This is a genomic window from Peribacillus sp. TH27 (assembly GCF_016650915.1).
Lineage (GTDB): Bacteria > Bacillota > Bacilli > Bacillales > DSM-1321 > Peribacillus > Peribacillus butanolivorans.
Map to the genome: position 1 here is coordinate 3734191 of NZ_JAEKEV010000002.1, position 26147 is coordinate 3760337.

Below are 26147 nucleotides of genomic sequence, written 5' to 3' on the forward strand. Positions count from 1 at the left end.
GATTTTATAACTTCTTAACTTTTCAAATAGAGATTTGGTATGATAGATATAACTTACTAATTGCACTAGGAGGTACTATGCAAGATATCATTCAAAAAATTCAGTCTCTAGGATTTAGTCAATATGAAGCAAAGGCTTATGTTTCTTTGGTACGTCAAGGACCAACAAGTGCCTATCAAGTGAGCAAGGAATCAGGAATACCTAGAGCGCGTATCTATGAAATATTAAATGGGCTTCAAGAAGAGGGAATCGTGTTAAAAGAAGAAATTAATGATTCGGTTCAATATTCACCTTTACCTGTCGATGTATTTTTAGAATCTGTTCAAACAAAATGGAACAATACCTATCAATCCATAAGTGATACATTAAAGCAATTTGAAAAAACAGAGCCCATTTCCGATAACCGTGTAATGACTCTTAAAGGAGAACGTCATATTCTATCCTTTTGTCGTACTTTATTACAAAAAGCTGAGAAAAGAGTGATTGTTTCCATATGGGATAAGATGTATGAGAAACTTGAACAAGAGTTAAAAGATACAGCAGCGTATTGTAATCTCAAAGGTATTGTTTTTCAAGTTGACAACCCATTACCAGGGATAGATATTCATCGTAAAACCAGTTATGTAGACAATATTGGAGAGAACAAATGGTTTATCTTATCCATTGATGGCAAGGAGACAATTTACGGCCCCTCTTCTGAAGAAAGAGAAACAGCGTTTTACACAGATGATCCGGTTCATATCAATTTTCTAGAAAACTACATTTGGCATGATATCCTCGTTAACCGACTAGTTAAAAAGGATAATGAAGATGCTGAGAATTGGATATCGAGAGAAAGAGATCAGTTTTTCTTACTCTAGTTAGATCCTGTTTTACCTTTGTTTCTAGTGCACAATTCAAATAAAGTTCAAAAAAGCTGATATCCCCAATGCGGTGGGATATCAGCTTTTTTTATTATCTACCTTAGCTTCTGATTCTGTGTTGTTGATTTGTGGATATACTTATATTTAAACGATTCAGGATATTAATTTGGATAAAAGGTTTTTTGGGAATTTTATTGGAGTGGGTAAGCTAGAATGATCGCGATAAGACCGGTAAGAAACAATCGTGTGGTCGTGAGAATACACGTCCAACTGTAGAATATGTGAGCTTTTCATTTCCAAATAATACGAAACATCTTCTTTTTGTAAATGATAAAAAGAATAAACTATACCTAAAAGGTCTTTTTCTATTTGCTTGGTTTCAGGCTGATTCATAATATGCTCACTCAACTGCAAAATCGTAACAGATGTTGATCTTGTGATGTCTGTTACTTTTTCTTTTGCATAATCAACTGCATGACTAATAGTATCGGCAAGATTCTTTAAGATTCCGTCCATAAGGGTTTGTATCTCCTTTGTATTGGGGTATGTATAGTATGGGGTACGTGGCTTATGCTTTATGCAATAAATTCCTAAGGAAGAAATAGAATAGGTCATTTATGAACATTATTAAGAGAGAACAAATAGAAAATACAATTTAAGCAGTACAGCCGTAAAAGGAAAAATAAATTTAGCAGAAAAGGAATGACGGACAATATGAGTAATGAAGTGTCATTAGCAAAAGTAGACTTAATGAATAGTAAAGAGACTGTCTCTATTGATATTTTCAACGAGGACTGTAAGGAGGGCTTAACGTTAGTCCATATATGGGGAAGCAATGGGTATCTAATGAAGGGAAGCTCCGGAAGGAAGCTTGCGGATTCTGATATGGAACGAAAGGATAAAAAAGTACAATGAAGAAAAAAAATAAGTATATCGTACTGCTCTTCATTGCTATCATTTCGTTATTAACGGTGGTGCTCGTTCAAATAAATATGGATACGAAATCCAAAGAAACCGAGAAGGTAGAAAACACAGCAGATAAAGAGAAAGAGCAAGGCGGTAAGGAAGAAACCGACATCAATGTCATCACAGGTACTGATAAAAAAATAGAAGAATTGCTTGAAAACATGACGCTTGAAGAAAAAATTGGACAGCTAATGATGGTCGGTTTCAAGGGAACTGAGAAGAGCAGTGAAATTACGGAGCTTATCGAACAAAAACATATAGGGGGCGTCATTTATTTTGACCGCAATATGAAATCGCCAAAACAAGTGGCGAAGTTATCCAATTCGCTTCAGCAATCGGCTGATCGTAGTTCGCATTCGCTTCCGCTTATGGTAGCCGTCGATCAGGAAGGCGGAGACATAATCCGAATGAGGGAACGAGTATCGCCAATCCCTTCGCAACAGGAACTTGGGGAAAATGCTTCTGTCGAAGACATGTACAGGGTGGCAAAATTGAACGGGACAGAACTGAACTCTATGGGGATTAATATAAATTTTGCTCCTGTTCTGGATTTATCAAAGACGGACAACCGTTCACTGGGAAAAGATCCAGAAAAGGTTTATCAATACGGAACGAAAGCGATTCAAGGCTTGAACGATGCTTCCGTTACAGGAGCTTTGAAGCATTTTCCAGGAAACGGACGCAGCGAGATTGACCCGCATGTCGAAACATCTTCTGTGGAAGCAAACCAGCTCGATCTGGAAAACTCAGATATCTATCCTTTCAAGAAAATTATTAGTGAAATGGATAACCAAAAGTTTTTCGTTATGGTGACCCACATTAAATATCCAGCTTATGATAAAGAAAAACCGGCAAGCCTGTCCAAGGTTATCATTGAAGACTTGCTTCGGGGGAAACTTGGATTTGAAGGGCTTGTCGTCACGGATGATTTGGAAATGGGCGCAGTGAATAAGTATTTTCCCTATAAAGATATGGGGAAAGAAGCAATCCTTGCAGGAGCGGATTTATTATTGGTCTGTCATGAATATTCGCATGAGCTTGAGGTATATAACGGTTTACTTGAAGCGGTGAAAGCAGGAGAAGTTCCTATGGAGCGAATTAACGAGTCAACGAAAAGAGTTCTAACCTATAAACTCTACAATATGAAACAAACAAAGGTAGATCCAGGTCAAGCTGCAAAAGTGGTGAAAAGTCCAGAAAGCTTAGAGTATATTAACAGTCTGAACTTGGAGAAATAAAAGGAAAATCAACTATCAAAGCTTAGCCCTCGCTCAAATAAAACAGCGAAGGCTGGGTTTCGCGGGTCAAGTTTAAGCGTTTTTACCAGTCTATTCAATGCAGGCTGAAGCTGCGGCCTGTTGTTTAAATCAATCGATAGAGGGAATACTATAATTAACCAACTTCAAGGAGGAAACTCATATGCCATCAAATAAAATGATTGGAACTGTCGTGATAGGAGCAGCAGCATACTTAATGCGCAATAAAAAAACTCGTGAAAAAACCATGAGTCAAATAAAATCCCTAGCCACTCCAGAAAACATTGATAAGGTTAAGAGCCAACTCCAATCCTTAACAAAATCAAAATCGAATAAGCCTTCCGCTCATTAAGTAAAAAAAATCCCCTTAAGTGATTGTGTAATTGCCACAATCCTTTTAAAGGGGATTTTTTATTAAACCTTGCTGTCTGTGTAAATGGCTCTCATTAATAAATTATTACCTTCAGGTCATTCAAAAGTAATGGTGTTGTTACTCAGCGTCATCTTCACCATTATCTTCTTTATTGAACCATAATGGATCTTCATTATCGACTTCACCATTATAATTAATAAGAATTTCTTCTCCTGCTTTTATGTCGGTGTAAGCGAAGAAATCAAACGTGTGGTTCTTAAAGTTTATGTCATAAGTAGCATTGGGAGTATAAGAGTGATTAAACAGCATGCCATATCCTAAAAGCATGGCAGTATGGTTAATTCCATACTCAAACGCGTAATCTGCAAGCAATGTTTTCTCTATGAAAACATGCTCTTCGTTTGGATAAGCAATAACAGGTGCTTCATGTAAAAGCTCACCTTTTTTAATGTCTTGCGTAGCGAATACGCCTCTATTGAACTCACCATCACTGAGTGTGGAAGTTTTAACTTCAATCATGTTCGTCACCTACTTGTTCTATTCTTTATAGTCTAGATCATCTAAGCTTGACAGTTAATAAGAAGAAAAGCAACTATTTTAGGGAATTAATCTTTTTCAAATGAAAAAGAAGGGATTGTTATATGTATAATAACCACTTCCATTTAAATTGAAAGAATGAAAGTGGGATGTAAAAACTATTGCTGCTTCCCTAGGCCTCGTAGAAGAATCAGGGCCGGCAATAATATAATCTCCTAACCAACATTTTACCATACATAGAATCCTTATGGCTGTAAGCGTGAATAGGTATGTACAGACCCATGTGCACAAATAAACCTTAATCTGTTTATTAGCTATCCGTTCGTTTAATTACACTTTTACGAACTTTTTTTTGATTGTTACTTCTTTAAAATAGAATCTGTTAAACAATGCTTTTGATTTTTCTTCTTCAACTAACGGGGCAGTTTAGTTGAAGATTGAATACGTTGCAAAAAGGGATTATTACTGTTAATGCGAATAGTTAATAATTGGATTTATTTTGAAAGGGAGAGATTTTAAGAATTAAGAAAAGACGTAATTAGAAAGTAAGTTTTATTTGAACAAATTTGCCAGCATTTCAGAAACGGAAAGATTAGTAATAAGACCATTAAAAGAAGATGATTTTAAAAATTGGCTTAGCGAATTTAAAAATAGACTTCCATCTCAACACAGGGGATGAACTCGGCATCTCCATCAAACGGGAGGACTTTTCCGACTATGAGGCACTCACTAACATCTTGAAAGTCACAAACTGTAATTTTAGACTCATTCACCGGTTATTTACTCAAATTGAACGTATTCTCGAAATCAATCACCTGACATCCATTACAACAGAAGCCGTAGAAGCTGCACGAAATAGCTTAGTGATTGGACGTAAATAATTAAGAAACCCAGCTAATCTTCTCATGTGAAGGTAGCTGGGTTTTAAAGTTGGATGTGCAAAATAACACTTAAAATAAGAGCAAATAATCGGGGGAAATGACAACTTTCATTTGGATTGTCGTCTTTTTGTCATCGAAATAGGTGGTACCCCATTATTAAAAACTCCACTCATTATCAAATTATCAGCACTTTATTATCGACTGTATCGCACTTCAAACATTACGCAACCATCCGTTGACTTCCATGGACCATGTTGCATTCCGGGGGGACGTGAAGCAACCATTCCCGCAGTGAATATCTTATTTAAAGTTAAATCTATGACAGACCCTTTAACGACATATAGCTCTTCCCAATAATGATGGACTTGAACTCCATTAGGCGTCGTGTCTGTACCGGGTGCGAACTCCAAAATACGAACCATTTCCTGTGTTGACGAATTCTCTGAAATGACCCTTTGTGACAGCCCTTCTACCAACCCATCAATTGGTTCAAGTTTAAAATTCTTATAGTCTGTGAATTCAATTTCAGGTCTCGATATTTTCTCCACTCCGTCTAAGAAGAATCTTAGGTTGGACCTATAAAGTGATGGTACACGACTACTAAAGATCGGCACATCTTTCCTGACTTGCGGGACTGTCTCTAAATTTAAAGTTGCTTTTAATTCACCAACTTCTTGATCTAATTTTTGAACAATGTCTCCCCATGGATCTACAATTTGTGAGCAACCTGCGAATTCCACTCCTAACTTTGTCCCCGCCACATTTGAAGCAACAACATACATTTGGTTCTCAATTGCGCGCGCACGAAGTAACGTATTCCAATGTGTTTCCCTTGCAAGTGGCCATTCTGCGACGATATGTAACACTTGAATACCTTGTAATGCTAAGTCACGAATAATTTCAGGGAATCGTAAATCGTAACAAATAATAACCCCCATCTTCACACCTTCAAGTTCAAATACTTCCACTTGATTATGACCGCCCGTTAAAAACTTTGGTTCATCTAACATCGGAACAAGGTGCATCTTGTCATATGTGTGAACAATCTCACCCATTCGATTAACTATAACCGCACGATTAAAGATATCTTTACCTTCTAATACGGCAATCGAGCCACCCACCAAGTTTACATTAAACTTCTTAGCCAGTGATTGTAAAAATTCAATGGAACGCTTACCATCCACATTGCAGATTTCTTCCAGTTGCTCCAACACATAGCCCGTAGACCACATTTCAGGAAGTACTACAACATCCACATCATCACTATAGTTAGCTTCTAACCAGCGTTCAATGATTTTCCTATTCTCTTCAGGATTTCCAACTACTAAATCCATTTGAAATACTAGATAATTCACATTGGTCACTCCTCTTAATTGTATTTAGTTTAGTAATGAAGTATCTGGTTTCACAAACAACCATAATATAGCTGCAATAAACACAGGGATTATAGTTACTCCTAATGTGATATTCCACCCAAAGTTTTCTGCTAACCAACCACATAATAACGGTGATACAAATGCTCCTAGATTTCCCCACAAGTTCATCCAACCTGAAACGGAACCAGAAAAGTTTCTTCCTAAGTCTGTAGCAGAAGCCCATGAACACACTACTGTGAATCCTAGTGAACCCAAGCATAATGATAACCATAAAACATTCATATAAGGCGATACTGTCATAACAGCAAGGTACATTGAAATAATAAATACTATTAAACCTGATATAGCTAAAGAGGATCTTGATATTTGCTTTGAAAAACCTTTACGTACTAAGTAGTCAGAAAGAATACCACCAGTCATTACAGTTATCAGTATTGCTAACCAAGGTAGGCTTGCGAAGCAAATCCCATTTTACTTAATGAGAATCCTCTATCTTCCAGTAAATAGGTAGGTAACCAAACTAAAAAGAAAGTAATAATATATAAAACAACAAAATATTGTAATCCTAACGCCCAAAATCTATAGCTTTTCAGAAAAGAATTCCATGGGGCTCTAACTTTAGCGGTATCAACAATTTCTCTGTCTTCAAGTATATATTCTTTTTCTTGTTCATTCACAAGTTTATGAATTTCAGGATAGTCTCGGGCTATAACGTACCAGACACCCGCAATGATTATTCCTATTAATCCGAAAATATAAAATACAGCTTGCCAGCCAAAATATTGATAGATATAAACCGTAACGATAGGGGCTATAACTGGTCCAAAATATGAACCGGCCAATAAAGCACTAGATGCTCTGGCCTTTTCATCTCTTCTAAACCAGTTTGTATTAAATACGGCGTTAGCAGGAAACATCGGTCCTTCACCTATCCCAAATAAGAATCTCACCATAAACAATAGACCGTGAGATTTAACTAAACCCGTCAAACCCGTAAATACTGACCACCATACTAGAGCAAAAGTGATCATTTTTCTTGGACCAAACTTTTCTGCCATAAGTCCTGCTGGAATTTGAACTAACGCGTAACCTAATGAGAATAATGATGCAAGCATACCAAACTGAACTTTATCTAAGCCTAAATCATCCATCATTGGTTTTGCTATTATTGAAATATTTGATCTGTCCATGTAAGCGATTACACCTATTATAAAGAAAAAGAATGCTAGTCCCCATCTAACTTTTGTAGGTTCCTTTTTCAAAACAATCACCCCTTAATAAATAATGGAATAATGATGTTTAATTTTTCTGTTTAACTTGGGGTGTTCAATTTCATATTCAAATTTATCACCAAAAATAAATCCATTTTTTGTAGGAACAGTACCTGAAAAAATAACAGTATGTTCTAGATCCTTTTCCCCGAACTTGTCCAGCTTTTCCAATAAAACATCAACCTCTAAGAGTGCGTCTAAAGTGTCTTCTTGATATAAATATTTTTCCCCATTTGAAGTAACATAAGAACGTAAGATAATATTATCCCAGTCTTCTATTAAATCTGCTAATCTCCAAAAATCAGTTGCAAGAGGTTTATCACATATTGATTTGGACTTTAAAATATCTTCTTTTTCTACTTCTCGATCAGTATGATCGCTGCCAAGGGTAACCAACCATTCTTTTCCATCATGGAATAACACATATTCTGTTTCCCCTGAGGAAAATTTGCTTCCATTACATTCATTAGAAAAATTCAGTTGTTCTATTTTTTGTGGATATATCATTGGTACATGAGGTGGAGGTGCAATACCTAATTCTTTTAATTCATCTATGTGTTCTTGAATTTTTTCTATATTTCGTCCCCCATATCCAACAACAATTACTCTATTAATATCAATTTCATGTTTTTTAACCTCTCCATTAGAAAGATGTAAATTAATTACTTTTCTCATTTGAATTCCTCCTCAATTGATTAATAATTTCATTTTTGGTATTTTCCACATGGTTATTTGATGCTACCAGAAGTTGATTAATATCTTGTGATTTTATACCTTGTACAATTGCTTTATGTTCAGATATTGTTTCCTCAATACGCGACTTCTCAGTTATGGCTTTTAACCCAAACCATCTAATCTGATCACCAATTTCTTCAAACCATTTTTCTAATCGCTGATTTTTAGTTAATAATACAATTTCAGAATGGAACTCTTTATCTAATTCAATAAATCTTTGGTGATCTGTTTTATTTTTTTCTTGCTCCTCTATGTAACCTTCTAATACTTTTATTTGTTCTGGAGTAATATTTCCACAGATTTTTTCTAGTGAGAATCGGTCAAAAATCATTCGAATTTCCATTACTTCAATTACATTTTCTTCTGTTATTTCATTAATAAACGTACCAACCCGTGGTTTTGAAATTATCCATTTTTCTCTTTCTAACAACGACAGAGATTCTCTTACAGGAGTTCTACTTACACCTAACTTTTCACTTAGGTCTCTTTCATAAATTGCTTGACCCGGTAGAAGTTCATAATTCAAAATTGATTTCTTAATTGCCTCAAAAGCTATATCTCTTAACGGCATAACTGTCTCTATTTTTTTCATTTTTCCTCCTATTGGTATGTGGTATACCAAGTATATTACAAAGTGAAAATTCAGTCAATTCAAAATTATACGTTTTCTTCGGTAGCTCTTTTCTTATTGAACTAAAGGGGCAGATTAGTTGTATAGAAGGAGATGATGCTATTTATTTAGATGGGGTAGTGGAAAACTTCTCAGGAATTAATATATTCAATGAAAAAGATAAACATATTGCAGGGGGTTGGATGGAGTTTATTTACGAACCAACTTATAACTTTTTCATTTCTTATTGGGGATTCCTTACATACCTTGATTCGGGAAAAGAAATAGAAATTAAAGATTAAGTAGGAATCCCTTTGCATATTTTTAACCAAATTCTTGAAAATGTACGATATAGGTATAAGACTGAGTTATTAAAATGATGACTTCTTCTTCAACTAAAGGGTGCGTTAGTTGATTAAGGAAGACAAAAGACCAGCGTTTTTATAAAAGAATAATCCAATTTAATAGTAGTATAAGGGCATGTCTTGATAATCTTTTTTCTAAACATGCCTTTTCTATTTATTTATCAAAGTTTTTTGTTTAGGTACTCTGAATAATCATAGTGCTTTTCTAGTTCAATTAGATTAAGGTGGATTAGTTAATCTTTACTATATGAGAGAAAATGGGGAAAAATTTTATAAGGAATTATTTTATTTTAGCAGCAAGTGTTATCTCAATTGGATTGCTTGGTGCATGTATGCAAGAAGAAAAAGCAGTAGATAAAAGTAAGCGTCAAATATTCCCCACCTACTACTTGTAAATAGCTCATGAGATAATCTCCTTACATCCTACATGTGGAGGTTTTTTTATGAAAAGGCGCCTTATAAAGAAAGGATGGGAAGCTCACATTCAAGATTTTAAAGAAAGTGGATTATCAAAAGCTGCTTGGTGTCAAAAACAGAACTATTATTGGCTCAAGAAATTATCACCCTAAGCTGATTGTCCAACAAGTATCTTCTATTACATCTAAGCAATGGTATTTTTTATGTGCTTCTGGATTAAATTCTTCAATCCGCTTTAACATGTTTGGAATGTTAATTATATATTGAGGTGCAATTGCGTCTTTTTCTAAGAACTCATGAATATGGAGCATTGGTTTGTGTTGAAGTTTGCTGAAGTCAAAAGCCGCATTGCCTAAGATGGATATTGTAAATACCCGTTCTCTACGAAAAGTCATAGACCCATTGAAAAAGATTTGGTATTCTACAAATGTACATATAAATTCATAAGACCTAACGGGTTGGGGGAGAAATTAAGATGAAAAAACTAGCAAAGGCATTAACTGTAGGAGTATTAGCTCTAGGATTACTGGCAGGAGTTGGAGCAAATAAAGGAGAAGCTGCAACAGTAACAAAGCCGATCGGTTCAACTTTCTATAAGAGCGCCTTAGTAGGTACTACCTATAAGGTTCAAGATTATAAAGGTAATACAATTAATGCAAAAACTACTAAAGCTGTAACGTTAACTCCATATGCAACAAATAAAAACTTTTCATATGCTACAGTAACATTTGTAGATTATGATAAAGTAGGAACAAAGTGGGTCAAGTATACAAAAACAGCCAAAGGATATTTCTTTACTCCCATTAAAAATGGTATAACTTTCAATGAATATACGAATGTAAAAAAAGGAATGACTTATAATCAAATGGTATCTATCACAGGTGAATATATGAAATTAGAATCAACATATACCTATGGCGGTATTACCGAAAAAGATTATGTCTGGAGCCGTTACAGTGACACTACTGACATATATGTTGATATGGCTTTTGAAAACAACAAGTTAACATATAAAAGTTATTCTGTAAGTGAATATTAATAACAAAAAAGCCCCTCTCGTGTGAACTATACCCCGGATAACGGACACACATAAAAAAGTGTCCCTTATCCGGGGTTTTTTATGTTTCAATAGGTGTAATGAGTATGGACGGAGGGTTTCTATGAGTAAGAATATATATACTGAATTTCAGATTAAAGAACTTGAAAAGAATCCAAATATCATAAGTGCTTCAGAGCGTTCTATTTCCTATAATCCTGAATTTAAAACAAAAGCTGTTAAGGAATATAAAAAGGGGAAATCTCCCTCTCAAATTTTCATAGAACATGGATTTAATCTCGAAATAATTGGTAAGGAAAAACCTAAGCGTTGTCTACAGCGCTGGCGTGATACCTTTGAAAGGTTTGGTGAGGAAGGCTTCCTTACGGAACGCCGTGGAAAAGGAAGTACAGGACGCCCCACTTCCAAGCCACAGTCTGTAGAGGATCAACTTAGGAAGGCCGAGGCGAGAATCAAATTCCTTGAAGCAGAAAATGACTTCCTAAAAAAGCTGGAAGAGCTAGAAAGGCAGGCTCTGAAAAAGAAATGATTCTAACTGCTGCTGAGAAGTTCTATCTGATTGAAAGGACGATCAGAATACACCAATTAAAGAAGGCTGTTTCTTATCTATGCAAATTGGCTGGTGTAAGTCGAAGTGGCTACTATGATTGGTTAAAGGCAGCTCCTTACCGTGAGCTTCGTGAAGAACAGGATGAATTGGACATAGAATTAATCAGAAATATTTTCATCAGTAAAAAGGAAAAAGTAGGCGCCCTCCAAATCAAAATGATTATGGAGAATGACTACTCGGCCGTAATGAATCATAAGAAAATCAGACGGTTGATGACAAAATATAATCTCCTAGCGAAAATCAGAAGGGCCAACCCGTATCGGAAGATGGCCAAGGCAACCAAGGAGCACCTTACTTGTCCAAACCTCCTTAATCGTGAATTCAATCAGGAGGTGCCAGGGAAGGTCCTGCTTACTGACATTACCTATCTTTATTATGGGAAAGGCCAAAAAGCGTATTTATCCTGCGTAAAAGATGCCGCAACAAAAGAAATCGTTACGTACCATTTATCTACTTCATTAGAAATGGATATCGTTTACGAGACTTTAAATAAGCTAAAGCAGGCTGTGTGTCACGAGTTCCATCCGTGTGCAATCCTTCATTCTGACCAGGGGTTCCATTTCACCCATCCGCTATTTCAACGTAAAGTGAAAGAACTTGGGATAACCCAATCCATGTCCCGCAAGGGAAACTGTTGGGATAATGCGCCAATGGAAAGTTTCTTTGGCCACTTTAAGGATTTGGCAGAATATAAAACATGTACTAATTTAACGGATGTGAAGGAAGAAATTGATCGAGTTATTGAAGAATATAATGAACATCGTTATCAATGGGGGCTAAAGAAAATGGCCCCGGTACAATACCGGGACCACTTATTAGCCGCTTAGGCACTTTTTTATACTGTCCGTAAAATGGGGCACAGTTCAGTGTGAGAAGGGCTTTTTATTTTTATTATTCCAAGTATCAGAATTGTTTATCAAATGTCCGGTGGTCGTCCTATGTCGTCCAACATCAATCTAGAAAAAGCAAAGCAAAAAACGGCTCTCAAAATAAGGGTAAAACATCTAACATATGATAAGAAAATCGCTCGAACCGAGATGACATTTGAGGATATGAAACTTGCTCCTTAAGCACCTAAAGAAACCATTGAAGATGTACAAGCCAAATTTGAAAATAATTAACGAGATCATGAGATGTTAGAAGAAGAATTTTAGTTGATGAATCCGATAGCAATATCGCAACCCAATTGAATACTACTACTTAGCAGAAGCTCAATCATTTACGAGTGAAGAAGATGCTAACGATATACCAAAAGTTTTAGTACAAGACTTCAACAACCTCTTAGAACTATCCTACATAATTCAAGAAGAACAAGGCAAAGTTTTAGATGGAGTTACCCTACCGAAAGGGACAGATAAATGGGAAGCTCATAAGTATTGGAATCCACCGACAGACAGACAGCAACAAGCTATAACATACAAGAAGTACGTGTTTAACGACCTTGATATTGTCGCAAATGGTATAAAAGGAAAAGAACTGACTGGATACACATACCATGCTGATGGGAAGAAAGTAGAAGAACTTGAAAAATTCATCAGTCAAAAATAATTGAAGGAGGTTTTGAGAAAAAATATACGGCTGAAGAAATCTTGGAAATGATCGAGTCTGACTATAGATGCGTTAGTTGAGATCCAGGGCTACCACGTGGTGGCCTTTTTGATTAATGAACTATGGGGGCAGGTTAGTTCAACACAATGAAAACTAAAATGATTTTAATAATCAACATTTACTTATTGACTTTTGCTTTGAGAATGAGTAACGTGAAGTTAACTTCATGTGAAGAAAACTTCACGTGAAACAAACTTCACTTCAGGAGAATTTAAATTGGTTAGGAGAGGTATGTTTGAAAAACCTATTCATACAGCGCTTTTTTGTATCAATCTTGATAATTGTATTGGGAATCATTCAAATAACTCTCGATAAATCAGTAGGATTTAATTTTGGGTATTTCATATTATTCTTAGGGGGAATAATCTTGGTTTCCTCAACAATTTCTTATATTAAATCCCGAAAGAATAAATCTCTAGAAAAGGAATTAGCAAAGGAATATGATGAAAGAGACGCTTTAATTGATGGAAAAGTTGCTCGCTTTTCTTTGCAAATTCTGATATACGAAATCTTTATTCTTATGTTTTTAACTAATTTTGTGGTAATCGCAACAAAAACTGTATTGTTTGTTGTCTTATTATCATTAATAATTAGTGAATTTTGGGCTAGAAAATATTATAATCATGTCCTTTAATTAGGGGGATTTATGAAAAATAGAGTAAAAGAATTACGAATAGAACATGAAATAACACAACAAGAATTAGCTGATAAAGTAAGTGTATCTTCTAGAACAATCATCTCATTAGAAAAACAACAGTATAATCCATCTGTGCTACTTGCGTATAAAATAGCTTCAGTTTTTAATTTATCAATTGAAGAAACTTTTATTTTTGATGAGGATGACAAATAATCCATTTTAAAAAGATGCACATATTAAACAAACAACGGAGGATTTTAAATGCAGATTATATTATTTATTTTTGGGGCAGTTTTAATAGTTTGGAGTATTTATCGTATGAAAACTGACGATGGTTTATTCGGAAAAAATCAAAAAAGTAAGAATATATTTAATTTATTAATAATGGGAGAAGCATCAGGATTAGGACAATTTTTGGGTGGGATTTTGTGCATAATCCTAGGGATTATTGCATTTTTTGTAAGGTAGTAATATATAAGAATTTCATTTTTACACTGAAATATTGTGAATAAAATCACTTAAACAAACGAGTGCTTTAGTTCTATAACGTAGAAGAGTCCGACTTCTCGAACGGTGGAGTTTCTTCTCAAAACAGCCGTTATTCACGTTCGTTAAAGCACGAAAATACTATACGAATGTCCTTTACTCTCGCGTCCTTTTACGAACGTCCGGAACGAACTTCCTATAAGGTGCGCGACTTTTTAATATTGTGCTTATTATTTTTAGTAAGGGCGTCCTGAAATGATAAATGATGGATTTATAGTAGGACGCGTTTCCCTGTGCGGAAATGGTAACTCATGCGTCATACACAGTAGGAGCTGTACTCCTTTCCTGTCCGTAAATTGTAAGTGGCACGGCATACATTCATACTGTGGGGCACAATCGTTTAAAAGCCACCAGTGTATTTAATGAAATACAGTCTCTTTCCAAAAGTGACTGTTTTTTAATGCTTTTGTCTTCTTCTATACTATTCTAAATCCTATGTACTCAGGTTTGGGTGCGGGTTGTTGCTTACATTTATACTTATAAAAAAACACCTCAGCTAACATGTACTTTTTTCTGTACATTTAGGGAGGTGTTAAGGTTGTCCTACTTATTAGATAAGCCTAGACATATAAAAATTCATAGGGTAGATCTCTTAATTCACACCGACAGCTGTAAAAGCGTTTTTGACTGCAGTGGCTTCTGCACTGCTTGAACCATATAAATCAGCGGCAGATTGGACGACTGCTGCTCTGGCTTGTGAAAAAGTGGACGAGGAAGTTAAATAAGTCGTGTTGGCCCGGTAAAAGATGGTTCCTAGTTTATCAATGCCAATTCCAGTTACGGTCACACCATGGTGAGTGCCGCCCGCGGAGATAAGATAAGCTGCCTTATTAATGATTCCGCTGTTCGTATGGACGCCGCCATTGTCGCCCGATCCTGTATAACGGTTCGTATAATGGTCAGGGTCGCCATTCAATGTTGGGTTGGCCATTGAACGGAGGGCATCACCGGAAATATTAGGTGTATAAATATCTTCTCCTATCAGATAGTCCGCTTTTGCACTTTGATTCTTAAATTCAACAGCGGTGCCAAAAATATCAGAAATCGCTTCATTCAAAGCACCGGATTCATTCTGATAGGTCAAATTCGATTCCGTAGAAGTTACAGCATGTGTCAATTCATGTGAAACAACGTCTAAGCCGCCTGACAATGGGATGAACGTCGTGCCGTCCCCATCACCGTAAACCATTTGTGTACCATCCCAAAAAGCATTATTGTATTTCGAACCATAATGAACGGTTGACTTTAGGATGGCTCCATTTCCATCGTAAGAGTTCCGTCCAAACGTGGATTTGTAATAATCATAGGTTTTACCAGCATAAAAATGAGCATCCACTGCAGCTTTATCGGTAGAAGAAGTAAAAGCGTTGGTTGTATTGGATAAGAGTGTACCAGGCAATTTTGACCGGTTATTAGCATTATAGGTGAAAATACCTTTGCCACGTGTATTGTCTTGTAGATAATATTTACCGCTCGATAAGGTAGTGTTTACCGATACGGTATTGTTTAGGACTCCGACGCCCGTACCGACGGAATTGGTCCCCGTCACTTCATCAAGGGTGTTATATTTATTCAATATTTCACCTGTTTTGACTGAAATGAAATAATTATAGTTTCCTGGTTCCGGATCTAAGAAATTTAAATTGACCTTATATACATAGTCAGCCTTTCCTTCATTGGCGTATACATATAGCTCTGATTCAGGAGATTGTTCGTAGGAAGGAGTGAATCCAATATCTGTTTCGGCTATTTGGATTGCTTCTGATTTACTGATGCCTTTTTTAGCCTTTTTCCCTAATTTAGTGTTTAAATTGGCTTCAACTGTTCCGGACACGACTGTTAAAACACCTTGAGCGTCAATTAATACTGCCTGTGTAGAATTCCATACAGGTACGCCCTTATAGGTTTGTTGCAATCTTAGAGCGGTATTTCCAAGTTCATCCTTACTTTCTTTTTGGATAATGAAGGAGTCTTTCGCCTTTTGCTTCTCTAACTTGTAAGACTTTGTGTTTTTATCAAAAAAGGTAAGAATGATATCCTCTGCCGTCTGCTTTGAAGGTTCTGTGAGTTTCCCAGACTTGAATTCTAGCGAATCTCTATGCTTATTATACTTTTCAACGCTTAACACGTTTTTTGCCGCTAAAGCTTCTTGTTGGGGAATAGCAGAAAATAATAGACCGATAGATAGTGCAGTTCCTAAAAATACCTTACCTTTCATAACCTTTCAACTCCTTCATGAGAATACCTCATTTTTACATCGTTTCATATTATTATCAAATGGAGAAAACACGCAAAAAATATGACATTTAAAGGAATAAAATGGAGAAAAATGGTTCTTAATAGAAATGTTCTTTCCAAATATTCTTCTAGTAATATTTGGAATATATTTAAGGGTGTATGAAATGAGCTTAGTATTTTATAAGTCCCGCTTTTTTTATGCTGCAAAAAAACATGGCATAAAGTGCAAAAAAACATGGCATAAAGTGCAAAATATTTTGTCTATTGAAAGCGTTTTTTAAAATAATTTGTTGAATATTGCGGTTTGAAAATTTGGCATGAAAATTGCATATATTCAGAAAAGGAATATTCGAATTGTAAATTAGGTCTATTTGAAAGTCTATGAAATAGGAAAATTTATTAAATGGATTTCCCCATACATGTAAGCGCTTATATAGAAAGGGATGAAAAGTTATGATACCAAAACAAGAAAATGACATCTTTCAGCATCCTCCAAAGCAAGAAGAACAAGAATTAAAGCGCGGTTTGAAATCCCGTCATTTAACGATGATTTCTATTGGAGGGGCTATTGGCACCGGGCTGTTTCTTAGCAGCGGGGCAGCCATTCATACAGCTGGGCCAGGCGGCGCATTACTTGCTTATGCCTTAGTTGGGGCAATGGTGTACTTCGTGATGACCAGCTTAGGGGAACTGGCAGCCTTTATGCCGACAAGCGGTTCATTCAGTACCTATGGAACGAAATTCGTCGATCCGGCATTTGGGTTTGCCTTGGGATGGACGTACTGGTTCAATTGGTCGATGACCATAGCGGCGGAGTTGGCAGCCTCAACAATGATTATGAAATTTTGGTTTCCGAATAGTCCATCATTGTTGTGGAGTTCATCATTCTTGGTGCTCATTTTCCTATTAAACTATTTATCCGTTAAAGGATATGGTGAAGGGGAATACTGGTTTTCCTTCATAAAAGTAACGGCCATCGTTATTTTTATAATCGTTGGCATACTAATGATTGTTGGCATCATGGGTGGCGAAGCAGTAGGTTTTAAGAACTTTACAATCGATGACGCGCCTTTCCCGGGTGGTTTTATGGGTGTCTTCATTGTGTTTATTGCAGCTGGCTTTTCTTTTCAAGGTACAGAAATCGTCGGTGTGGCTGCAGGTGAAAGTGAAGACCCAGCCAAAAATATACCAAAGGCTATTAAAAGCGTTTTTTGGAGAATCCTACTCTTTTACGTATTGGCAATCTTTGTGATAGGGTTACTTATCCCTTATACAAGCCAAAGTTTACAAGGGGATAATGTTATGGTCAGCCCATTCACGCTTATATTTGAAAAGGCTGGAGTTGCTTTTGCAGCTTCGCTCATGAATGCAGTCATTTTAACAGCGGTATTGTCAGCAGGTAACTCTAGTTTATATGCTTCGACGCGTATGTTATATTCAATGGCTAAAGATGGGCAAGCACCACGCATTTTTGCAAAACTTAACAAACGCGGAGTGCCGGTTGCGGGTATGATTTTGACATGTGCCATCGGTATGCTTGCATTTTTAGCTTCTATTTTTGGTGATGGTAAAGTGTATATATGGTTAATGAATGCTATTGGTATTACAGGATTTATCTTCTGGCTAGGTATTTCTATCAGTCATTATCGTTTCCGTAAAGCTTATATAGCTCAAGGCCATTCATTGGAGAAGCTGCCATATAAGGCATTATGGTTTCCGATTGGACCGATTTTTGCTATTGTGATTGGCTTAATCGTTATTCTATCTCAAAATTTTCAAGCGTTTTTTTCAGACCACATTGATTGGGGCAGTGTAATAGCTGCATACCTAGGAATCCCACTTTTCCTTGGTCTATGGTTTGGATATAAACTGGTAAGGAAAACTAAATTCGTTAAACTTGAGGAAGTGGAGTTTGACTTTGACAAAAAATACGAATGATAATGCTTTAAGTAAAATCAGCCGGACAACGTTGTTTTAAGTTGTCCGGTTTTTATTTGTCTATATGTAAAACAGCTATGTGCATGTAGGTTTATTTATCTTCGCCATTCAAAATTTTTATTTAAAGCCGGGAGCGGGATTCCTGGCCTTTTTTATTTTGTGATAAATGGAAATTAATACAAATTCAAAGAGGGATGTTATATGATAAACGTAATCTCTATGTGTGTTTTTCTATAAAATTAGCTAAAGGAGACTCTATGTATCATTCTAATCTCTTTCAAATTTTTTAAAAAAAGCAAAGGAATGCATGCTAGTACGACGGGGGAACTGCCATCTTCGAGAAGAGAAAGCCAGACTTTAACCGTTTGAAGTATCTAATCCTAGAAAAGGAAGGTGCGCGCTTATGACTCTATTGACTAATTTGAAAGTATTGGACTTTTCAACGCTACTGCCCGGACCATTTGCCACTTTGATGCTAGCTGATTTAGGAGCAGATGTTTTGAAGGTAGAAAGGCCGGCAGCAGGGGATTCATGGGGTGTGAATCAATATCTTAACAGATCAAAGCAATCGATTACCCTTGATTTAAAACAGTCGGAGTCCATCGAAGCCGTAAAAAATTTAGTGAAAGAATACGATATCGTCCTTGAACAATTCCGGCCAGGTGTCATGGAGCGCTTAGGGCTGGGGTACGAGGTTTTAAAACAAATCAATCCGAAGTTAATTTATTGTTCAATCACAGGATTTGGCCAAACCGGTCCATACAAAGACCGCCCGGGTCATGACATCAATTATATTTCGATTGCAGGATTATCAGGCTATTCCGGTACGCAAAAAGACGGCCCAGCAAAGAACGGAACGCAAATAGCTGATCTTGCAGGAGGGTCATTGCATGCTATTATCGGTATTTTGTCCGCAGTCATTTATAGAGACAGAACGGGGGAAGGCCAATACATCGACATCAGCATGACCGACTGCAGTTTCGCTTTAAATGCCATATCCGCACCTCTGAATTTACAAGGGGGCATGGAGCTTGAGCCAGAGAAATTGATGTTAAACGGAGGGTCATTTTATGACTTTTACGAAACGAAAGATGGGCGTTATTTTTCGGTAGGAAGCCTGGAGCCTCCATTCCGTAAAGCTCTATGTGAAGCAATCCTCAAGCCCGAATTGTATGAACTAAGCTTGAGTAGAGATGCTGAGAGTGGAAGTAGATTTAAAACAGCTGTCCAACGTGCTTTTCTTGAAAAGAACTTTGATGAATGGAAAGAAATATTTGCTGATTCTGAGGCCTGTGTAGAACCAGTACTGACTTTTACCGAAGCGACCAATCATCCCCAACTTAAGGAACGGGGCATGATTGTTGAAATACCTGACGGAAAAGGAAGCATCCAGAAGCAAATTGCCTGTCCAATCAAAACATCGGTTTTTACCCCTGATTATAAACATACAGGGCTGAAGCCAGGACAAAGCAATGAAGAAGTTCTCCACACCTTTAATCGCTAAATAAAGAAACGGACCTAGCTAAAATGATATATATATTTAAAGGCTGTCACTTTTCCAAAATCTTTTTGGAGAGAGATAGCCTAATTTTTTTGAATTCAATCTTCGCTGCAACGACGTAAATACTCCTGTACTCATAGTGCTGCAACATTTATGAGGCCGAGCTAAATGGAGGAAGGACGAAATAAGTGGATGAAGGACGAATAAAGTGGATGAAGGACGAATTAAGTGGGAGGAAGGTCAAATTAAGTGGATGAAGGACGAATAAAGCGGAGGAAGGTCGAATTAAGTAGGAGAAAGGCCGAATTAAGTGGGAGGAAGGACGAATAAAGCGGAGGAAGGACGAATAAATCGGAGGAAGGACGAAATAAGTAGGAGGAAGGCCGAATTAAGTGGATGAAGGACGAATAAAGCGGAGGAAGGACGAAATAAGTAGGAGAAAGGTCGAAATAAGTGGATGAAGGACGAATTAATCGGAGGAAGGTCGAAATAAGTAGGAGAAAGGTCGAATTAAGTGGATGAAGGACGAATTAAGTGGAGGAAGGACGAAATAAGTAGGAGAAAGGTCGAACTAAATGAAGAAAGGACGAAATAAGTGGAGGAAGGTCGAATTAATCGGAGAAAGGCCAAATTAATCTTTTATCAATGAAAGCAACAAGACGTGTGTGCTAAAAATTACCAGTTACAACTAGCGTTTACCGGGTATCAGAGTATCATCCTTCAACAAAGGATTTATAAGAAAAAGCTCTAGATAGGAGGATGATAATAATCTTTGGTCTCTATGATATCATTAAATTTCTATTTTCTTTTTTTCTGATTATGCCAATCGTTACACTGATACATTTGAGCGGGCATATCTTCTTTGTTACGATCTTCGGAGGATCAGAAAAGAGAATCTTGATCGGATGTGGGAATAAACTTTTCTCCTTTTGTAACATAGAGGTGAGGAAATATTATTTTAGGAATGGGACATGCGAGTTTAGGGGATTGAAACATGATAATCGATTGACGAATATGCTGATTTATTTAGGGGGCTCTATCTTTAATTTAGTCAGTATGCTAATCATATATAGCTTAGTGTATCAGAATATCTTGGAAAGCTCAGTAATATGGTACCAATTCATATATTTTTCCTTCTATATTATGTTTTTCTCCTTGTTTCCAATGTATTTCTCGGACGGGTCGCCTAGTGATGGGAAGGCTGCAGAATTGGCCTTGAGGAACAAGTTGGAAGATAGGGTGACTGATGATATATTGGTGAAGAAAATGGATGATGATGATAGTTGCAAGTAAAAAGGGACGTTCTTGATGCTCGTTCTTTTTTTGTGCTTGGATGAAATAGAATAGGGTAAAGACGTAGGAGAACCTCATAAACTTTTTCGCGCTTTCGCGGTAAAGTGCTAAAAAAATCCTTTGACTATTATCAGAATATTCCTTATAATATTCTACATTATAGAGACGGGATAGGAGATTAGTAGGATGAAAGATTTTTTCAGTAAATTACTAACTGGAATGAGTATAGGGATTGTTGTTTCCTTAATTCCAAATGCTTTGTTAGGGGAAGTACTTAAGTTATTGATTCCTCATTTTCCAGTATTACAACATATATTCGATATTACAGTTTTTGTGATGAGTTTGTTACCTGTTATGATTGGTGTGATGGTAGGGATTACATTTAAGCTAACATCTATACAAACAGCAAGTGTTGGGATCGCGGCAATGGTCGGTAGTGGTGCTATTCAAAAAACGGCTGATGGTTTATTTGCCCTAAATGGTATTGGAATCGTTATTAATACAGGAATTACAGCCGCACTGACTGTGTTATTTGTTCAATTAATTGGTGACCGATTAAAAGCATATTCCATTTTATTGATGCCGACTTTAAGCATATTAGTGCCAGGGATGATTGGGTATTTAATTCTACCATTTGTGAAATCTTCCACTGGTTTACTGGGAGTCGCTATTTCAAATGTGACATCATTACAACCAATTATAATGGGAGCTATTATTTCTGTTGTGTTCTGTCTCATAATTTTGTCGCCTATTTCAACAGTAGGGGTAGCCACTGTGATCATGCTTTCAGGTATCGGCTCTGGTGCGGCTAATCTAGGCATTGTTGCAGCAGGCGTTGGTCTGGCCATTGCAAGTTATAAAGCAAACTCCCTTGGAACGGCATTAGCACATGTATTAGGCTCACCAAAAATTCAAATGAGAAACTTCTTCATGAAACCGAAGATCGCTTTTCCGATGTTGATCACAGCTGCGATTCTTGGTGCTTTGGCCGGTCTGTTAAATATTCAAGGCACACCCTATAGTGCTGGGTTCGGTTTATCAGGTCTAGTTGGTCCATTAAATTATATGAAACTGGCTGAAGGTGGATGGGTCGTTGAGAATGTAGCAATCATGCTAAGCACTTTCTTCATTCTTCCGATTGCATTGAACCTAGGTCTTATCTATATATTCTCAAAAAAATTAAAACTGATTAAAGCAGAGGATTATAAATTGCATTTTGATTAATAACTCAAACTTCCTCATGAAATAGAGGATGCTGATATATAGACAATATAGAAAGAGCAACGCTTTATTTGAATGCGTTGCTCTTTCTATAATATTTCTTTATCCCCAAACTTCTTTCGCTACATCAACAATAAATTTCAACTTTTCCCATTGTTGTTCTTCCGTTAGCTTATTGCCATGATGGGTGGAAGCGAATCCGCATTGTGGACTTAAGCATAATTGTTCGAGTGGCACGAATTGTGAAGCTTCTTTAATACGAGCTATAACTGCTTCTTTGTCTTCGATTTCTCCATTTTTTGAAGTGACGACTCCTAGAACAACTCGTGCTCCGCCATTTGGAATGTATTCTAACGGTTTGAAATCTCCTGAACGGTTATCGTCATATTCCAGGAAGAATCCATTTACTTTTTCTTTTGCCAATAATGTTGGTGCGATACGTGCATAGCTTCCTTCAAACGCCCACGTTGATTGATAGTTCCCGCGACATAAGTGTGTCGTGACGACCAAATCCTCTGGTTTTCCCTCCAAAGCTCCATTAATTACGCGCAATGCTAAATCAATTAATTGTTCTCTAGAGTATTTTCCATCTTTGAACTGAAATTCTGGAGAGGAAAGTCTAGCAATATAAACATCATCCAATTGTAAGTAACGTACACCAGCTTCATAAAAGGCCTTTAAAGCATATTGATACGCTTTAATGATGTCATTTGCATAGTCTTCGATATCAGGGTAGATGTCTTCATTATAAACACCCACAGCAAATAATTGATTGGGACTAGGAATGGTTTGTTTCGTAACAGCACGTCCGGCAACGATTTTGTTCAATTCAATAAAGTCATGAATGAAGGGATGTTCAGGATTGAATGAAACCTTCCCAGTATTGCGAATATTGTATCTCTCTGTTTCCACGCCATCGAATGTGAGACCTTTTTCAGTTACATACCCATCGATTCCATTTAAATGCTCTAGGAAGTCAAAGTGCCACCATGTGCGTCTAAACTCACCGTCCGTTACTACCTCTAATCCAACTTCAATTTGCTTATCAACAATCCGCTTGATTTCTTCCGTTTCAACTTCGTGAAGTTGCTCTGCAGTAATTGTGCCGTCTTTAAATTGCTTTCTAGCATCATGTAAATTATCCGGTCTTAATAAACTCCCGACGTGATCTGCTCTAAATGGTGCCTTTGTTATAGTGATTGACATGTTTCATTCCTTCTTTCTTTTTATAAAATAAAAAACCTCTTCTTTTAAAAAAAGAAGAGGTGTTGGCTACTAAGCAATTTACTCTTCTTATCTTCAAGTTTTTACACTTCTGGAATTAGCACAGTACATTAAAGTCTGTTGCTGAGGTATCAAAGGGCCAGTCCCTCCACCTCTCTTGATAAGAGTTGTCTATTAAATTAAGTATGACTATACAGATAGTTTTAATAAAGGTCAAGGGTGAAAGGTGTAAAATTTAGAATATGCCGATTATTCACCAGGACCTTGCATGTTATGAAGGGTTAACTACATTCGTGAAGACAGCATATGCTATAACTGACGTTCCATATGGAATGAAGTTACCTGTAAGTTAAGTTGGAGGGGGAAAACCACGATGAATACGTTCAATCCATCTAATATTTCCGGGAATGGTTTACCGATAACGTTAACTGCGTCTATGCTAGAGCGAATTATAAAGATGAAATCAGGTGAGCAGGATGTTAAAGTCGAGATTACGCCAGTACATATAGTGCTTTTCGGAACGACGGAAGTGAAAAAAATGATGTTTAAGAAAAACGTGCCTTTCCGTATTACATTAAAACCGATTCACGTGGAAAAAAGAACGATTTCATTTGAATTAGTAGAAATGAAGCCTATTGATAGGAATTTTATTAACCAAAAGATATTTAACAGACCGCCATTTTTTGAATTTGAAAATAGAATGATCAAAATGAATTTTAATGCTTGGAACATCGTGAAAAGAATACCCGTGGGCACTATTAAATCGTATGAGTTGGTGGAAGGTGCATTAAAAATTAAACTTTCATTATGATGAATTGAAGAAAGGGTAAGCAATTAAGGAAATGATAGCATTCTTACCTGTACTATTTTAAAGGGGATACCAGGTATGTTAGTGTAAGGATATGGTAAAGGACGATTCTTCAATAAGAAATATTGTGTTTGATAAATCAAGTTCTTTAAAATATACTAAATAACTAAAAGTTTTGAGTTTTTCCGGTAGATAAGGGGGAAAATGAATGGACCAGAAAATTTTGCCTGCTTCGGCAAGCATGAAGGATTTCGAAAGATTTCTAGAAAGTTCCTATGAAATAGGTGTGTTTCTTGATTTGCATATATCACAATTGAAAAATGTAAGCTTAATGGCAAAGCAGCATAATAAGAAAATGATTTATCATGTCGATTTAATTCATGGTATTAAAAGTGATGAATACGCTACAGAATTTATTTGTCAGGAGTATTGCCCATATGGCCTGATTTCAACAAAATCCAGCGTGATTTTGAAAGCGAAGCAAAAGGGTGTTATTGCCATTCAACGAATCTTTTTAATTGACTCACATGCGTTAGAGAAAAGTTATAAGCTGGTACAGAAAACAAAGCCTGATTATATCGAAGTTTTGCCTGGCGCAATGCCTTGGATGATTAAAGAGGTAAAGGAACGCTTACAAACTCCTATCTTTGCTGGAGGGCTCATACGTTCTTCAGATGAAGTCCTGAATGCCCTTGAGGCAGGAGCTTCGTCAATCACGACTTCAAAAACTGAATTATGGGAGATGTTTTAATTCAGATAGGAGTTGAAGTGTGATAGAGGAAAAAAAATACAGAAAAAATCATTTGTTTTTATATAAATTAATTGACAGCGTTTTCACTACCTAGTATATTTACATTACAAGTTAATACATGTGACGGAGATTAGGAGATTCACACCAGACATACTCATTTTTTGAGGAAAGTTCTGCTGTGAATCTCCTTTTATTTGTTGGTAAGGCATCATTCTATAAGAGGAGGGGTTATGTATGACTCCATTTTGGGGAGAAGTAGTAGGCACGATGATTTTAATTTTATTTGGTGCAGGTATTGGGGCAGGATCTTCCTTAAAGGGATCTTATGCCAAAGATGCAGGCTGGATTGTCATCACGATTGCATGGGGACTGGCTGTTACAATGGGTGTCTTTGCAGTGGGTTCCATAAGCGGAGCACATTTAAACCCGGCTGTTACAGTAGCATTAGCTATCAATGGAGATTTTCCTTGGGCTGATGTGCCAGGGTACATCGTGGCACAAATGATAGGGGCAATTATAGGTGCGACACTTGTATTCCTGCATTATTTGCCTCACTGGAAAGCTACGGAGGATCCAGGTACAAAGCTTGGAGTGTTTGCAACCTCACCAGCTATCCCACATACTTTTTCAAATCTATTAAGTGAAATGATTGGTACATTCATCCTTGTTCTTGGCTTATTATTTATTGGTGCCGGCAAGTTTACAGAAGGTCTGAACCCATTTGCTGTCGGTTTATTGATTGTTGTTATCGGGATGTCGCTCGGAGGAACAACAGGCTATGCCATAAACCCTGCACGTGATCTTGGACCTCGTATTGCTCACTTCCTGCTGCCAATACCAGGTAAGGGAAATTCGAATTGGGGCTATGCTTGGATTCCGGTTGTTGGCCCGATTGTCGGTGGAGCACTTGGAGCTGTCTTCTATAAAGCAGTCTTTTTAGGTGAATTGACGACAGTCTTTTGGACTGTTTTAGGAGCAAGCCTAATAATATTGGTATTAGCATATACTTTTGGAAAAAAGCAGTCGCGTGAGTTAGAAACTAGCAACATTGCTAGTTAAATTAAA

Annotated in this window: 25 protein-coding genes, 2 pseudogenes and 1 riboswitch; of the genes and pseudogenes, 18 read left to right on the forward strand and 9 right to left on the reverse strand. The window is 36.8% G+C overall.

The window, feature by feature from the left end; all coding sequences use genetic code 11:
• Window positions 1-77 precede the first annotated feature (77 nt).
• A complete protein-coding gene (locus JFU24_RS19330; RefSeq protein ID WP_201222792.1) occupies window positions 78-860 on the forward strand; it encodes a TrmB family transcriptional regulator in 783 nt (260 codons plus the stop codon).
• Between the two features lie 156 nt (window positions 861-1016).
• On the opposite strand, the gene JFU24_RS19335 is transcribed toward JFU24_RS19330, so the two are convergent.
• The gene (locus JFU24_RS19335; protein ID WP_201250309.1) at window positions 1017-1379 is read right to left on the reverse strand and encodes a hypothetical protein; all 363 of its coding nucleotides are present in this window, start codon (window positions 1377-1379) and stop codon (window positions 1017-1019) included.
• A gap of 198 nt (window positions 1380-1577) precedes the next feature.
• Here JFU24_RS19335 and JFU24_RS19340 point away from each other — a divergent pair, with 198 nt between their 5' ends.
• The 3 genes from JFU24_RS19340 (at window position 1578) to JFU24_RS19350 (ending at window position 3437) form a co-directional block, all read left to right on the forward strand.
• Window positions 1578-1778: a hypothetical protein gene (locus tag JFU24_RS19340; protein ID WP_201187089.1), complete on the forward strand. Its 201-nt coding sequence runs from the start codon at window positions 1578-1580 to the stop codon at window positions 1776-1778.
• A complete protein-coding gene (nagZ, locus tag JFU24_RS19345; RefSeq protein ID WP_201250310.1) occupies window positions 1775-3067 on the forward strand; it encodes a beta-N-acetylhexosaminidase in 1293 nt (430 codons plus the stop codon). Before JFU24_RS19340 ends, nagZ begins: the two co-directional genes overlap by 4 nt.
• A gap of 181 nt (window positions 3068-3248) precedes the next feature.
• Entirely contained in the window at window positions 3249-3437 is a 189-nt protein-coding gene (locus JFU24_RS19350) for a hypothetical protein (protein ID WP_053348810.1), read from the forward strand.
• A gap of 138 nt (window positions 3438-3575) precedes the next feature.
• On the opposite strand, the gene JFU24_RS19355 is transcribed toward JFU24_RS19350, so the two are convergent.
• A complete protein-coding gene (locus JFU24_RS19355) occupies window positions 3576-3977 on the reverse strand; it encodes an SET domain-containing protein (protein ID WP_053348811.1) in 402 nt (133 codons plus the stop codon).
• A gap of 695 nt (window positions 3978-4672) precedes the next feature.
• Between JFU24_RS19355 and JFU24_RS19360 the strand changes: the two are divergent.
• Window positions 4673-4876, forward strand: a pseudogene (locus JFU24_RS19360) (AAA family ATPase); the annotation flags it as partial.
• Between the two features lie 194 nt (window positions 4877-5070).
• On the opposite strand, the gene JFU24_RS31050 reads toward JFU24_RS19360, so the two are convergent.
• The 4 genes and pseudogenes from JFU24_RS31050 to JFU24_RS19380 all read right to left on the reverse strand — a co-directional run bounded on the left by JFU24_RS31050 (window position 5071) and on the right by JFU24_RS19380 (window position 8850).
• Window positions 5071-6231 carry a nitrilase-related carbon-nitrogen hydrolase gene (locus tag JFU24_RS31050; protein WP_201222797.1) on the reverse strand — a complete coding sequence of 387 codons (1161 nt, stop codon included), beginning with the start codon at window positions 6229-6231 and terminating at the stop codon, window positions 5071-5073.
• 24 nt (window positions 6232-6255) lie between these two features.
• Window positions 6256-7514, reverse strand: a pseudogene (locus JFU24_RS19370) (MFS transporter).
• A gap of 12 nt (window positions 7515-7526) precedes the next feature.
• Window positions 7527-8198 carry a DUF2848 family protein gene (locus tag JFU24_RS19375; protein WP_201222798.1) on the reverse strand — a complete coding sequence of 224 codons (672 nt, stop codon included), beginning with the start codon at window positions 8196-8198 and terminating at the stop codon, window positions 7527-7529.
• Window positions 8182-8850 (reverse strand): GntR family transcriptional regulator, encoded by a 669-nt coding sequence (locus JFU24_RS19380; RefSeq protein ID WP_053344578.1) that lies wholly within the window; start codon window positions 8848-8850, stop codon window positions 8182-8184. The genes JFU24_RS19375 and JFU24_RS19380 overlap by 17 nt, the downstream gene beginning before the upstream one ends.
• A gap of 826 nt (window positions 8851-9676) precedes the next feature.
• Here JFU24_RS19380 and tnpA point away from each other — a divergent pair.
• Complete coding sequence (tnpA, locus tag JFU24_RS30815) at window positions 9677-9802, forward strand: IS66 family insertion sequence element accessory protein TnpA (RefSeq protein ID WP_274608139.1); 126 nt, start codon at window positions 9677-9679, stop codon at window positions 9800-9802.
• Here the strand turns inward: tnpA and JFU24_RS19390 are convergent.
• Entirely contained in the window at window positions 9794-10045 is a 252-nt protein-coding gene (locus JFU24_RS19390) for a hypothetical protein (RefSeq protein ID WP_201250311.1), read from the reverse strand. The genes tnpA and JFU24_RS19390 overlap by 9 nt on opposite strands.
• 80 nt (window positions 10046-10125) lie before the next feature.
• On the opposite strand from JFU24_RS19390, the gene JFU24_RS19395 reads away from it, so the two are divergent.
• The 6 genes from JFU24_RS19395 (at window position 10126) to JFU24_RS19415 (ending at window position 14030) form a co-directional block, all read left to right on the forward strand.
• Window positions 10126-10689: a hypothetical protein gene (locus JFU24_RS19395; RefSeq protein ID WP_201222801.1), complete on the forward strand. Its 564-nt coding sequence runs from the start codon at window positions 10126-10128 to the stop codon at window positions 10687-10689.
• Between the two features lie 121 nt (window positions 10690-10810).
• Window positions 10811-12144, forward strand: a protein-coding gene (locus JFU24_RS19400; protein ID WP_201250312.1) for an IS3 family transposase whose coding sequence is annotated in 2 segments (ribosomal slippage) — window positions 10811-11183 and window positions 11183-12144 — 1335 coding nt in all. Because the reading frame shifts where the segments join, the coding sequence is not laid out codon by codon here.
• A 111-nt stretch (window positions 12145-12255) separates the two neighbouring features.
• Window positions 12256-12387 carry a hypothetical protein gene (locus JFU24_RS30820; RefSeq protein WP_274608140.1) on the forward strand — a complete coding sequence of 44 codons (132 nt, stop codon included), beginning with the start codon at window positions 12256-12258 and terminating at the stop codon, window positions 12385-12387.
• A 773-nt stretch (window positions 12388-13160) separates the two neighbouring features.
• Window positions 13161-13559, forward strand: coding sequence for a hypothetical protein (locus JFU24_RS19405; protein ID WP_201250313.1), 399 nt, complete (start codon window positions 13161-13163; stop codon window positions 13557-13559).
• Window positions 13560-13571: 12 nt separating this feature from the next.
• A complete protein-coding gene (locus JFU24_RS19410) occupies window positions 13572-13775 on the forward strand; it encodes a helix-turn-helix transcriptional regulator (RefSeq protein WP_034306678.1) in 204 nt (67 codons plus the stop codon).
• 48 nt (window positions 13776-13823) lie between these two features.
• Window positions 13824-14030 carry a hypothetical protein gene (locus JFU24_RS19415; protein ID WP_201222807.1) on the forward strand — a complete coding sequence of 69 codons (207 nt, stop codon included), beginning with the start codon at window positions 13824-13826 and terminating at the stop codon, window positions 14028-14030.
• A 670-nt stretch (window positions 14031-14700) separates the two neighbouring features.
• Here the strand turns inward: JFU24_RS19415 and JFU24_RS19420 are convergent.
• Window positions 14701-16326 (reverse strand): M4 family metallopeptidase, encoded by a 1626-nt coding sequence (locus JFU24_RS19420; protein ID WP_201187071.1) that lies wholly within the window; start codon window positions 16324-16326, stop codon window positions 14701-14703.
• A gap of 473 nt (window positions 16327-16799) precedes the next feature.
• Between JFU24_RS19420 and JFU24_RS19425 the strand changes: the two genes are divergently transcribed.
• The 3 genes from JFU24_RS19425 (at window position 16800) to JFU24_RS19435 (ending at window position 22302) form a co-directional block, all read left to right on the forward strand.
• A complete protein-coding gene (locus tag JFU24_RS19425; RefSeq protein ID WP_201187069.1) occupies window positions 16800-18284 on the forward strand; it encodes an amino acid permease in 1485 nt (494 codons plus the stop codon).
• A 403-nt stretch (window positions 18285-18687) separates the two neighbouring features.
• Window positions 18688-19788 (forward strand): CaiB/BaiF CoA transferase family protein, encoded by a 1101-nt coding sequence (locus JFU24_RS19430; protein ID WP_201222809.1) that lies wholly within the window; start codon window positions 18688-18690, stop codon window positions 19786-19788.
• Between the two features lie 1476 nt (window positions 19789-21264).
• Window positions 21265-22302, forward strand: coding sequence for a PTS transporter subunit IIC (locus JFU24_RS19435; RefSeq protein ID WP_201250314.1), 1038 nt, complete (start codon window positions 21265-21267; stop codon window positions 22300-22302).
• A gap of 99 nt (window positions 22303-22401) precedes the next feature.
• Here the strand turns inward: JFU24_RS19435 and JFU24_RS19440 are convergent, their stop codons facing one another.
• Entirely contained in the window at window positions 22402-23505 is a 1104-nt protein-coding gene (locus JFU24_RS19440; protein WP_201250315.1) for a 5-methyltetrahydropteroyltriglutamate--homocysteine S-methyltransferase, read from the reverse strand.
• Window positions 23506-23589: 84 nt separating this feature from the next.
• A riboswitch (SAM riboswitch) is annotated at window positions 23590-23690 on the reverse strand.
• Between the two features lie 206 nt (window positions 23691-23896).
• Here JFU24_RS19440 and JFU24_RS19445 point away from each other — a divergent pair.
• The 3 genes from JFU24_RS19445 (at window position 23897) to JFU24_RS19455 (ending at window position 26141) form a co-directional block, all read left to right on the forward strand.
• Window positions 23897-24334 (forward strand): hypothetical protein, encoded by a 438-nt coding sequence (locus JFU24_RS19445; RefSeq protein ID WP_201187065.1) that lies wholly within the window; start codon window positions 23897-23899, stop codon window positions 24332-24334.
• 205 nt (window positions 24335-24539) lie between these two features.
• On the forward strand, window positions 24540-25082 hold the full coding sequence (locus tag JFU24_RS19450; protein WP_053348820.1) for a glycerol-3-phosphate responsive antiterminator: 543 nt from the start codon (window positions 24540-24542) through the stop codon (window positions 25080-25082).
• A gap of 234 nt (window positions 25083-25316) precedes the next feature.
• The gene (locus JFU24_RS19455; RefSeq protein WP_053348821.1) at window positions 25317-26141 is read left to right on the forward strand and encodes an MIP/aquaporin family protein; all 825 of its coding nucleotides are present in this window, start codon (window positions 25317-25319) and stop codon (window positions 26139-26141) included.
• Window positions 26142-26147: the final 6 nt, after the last annotated feature.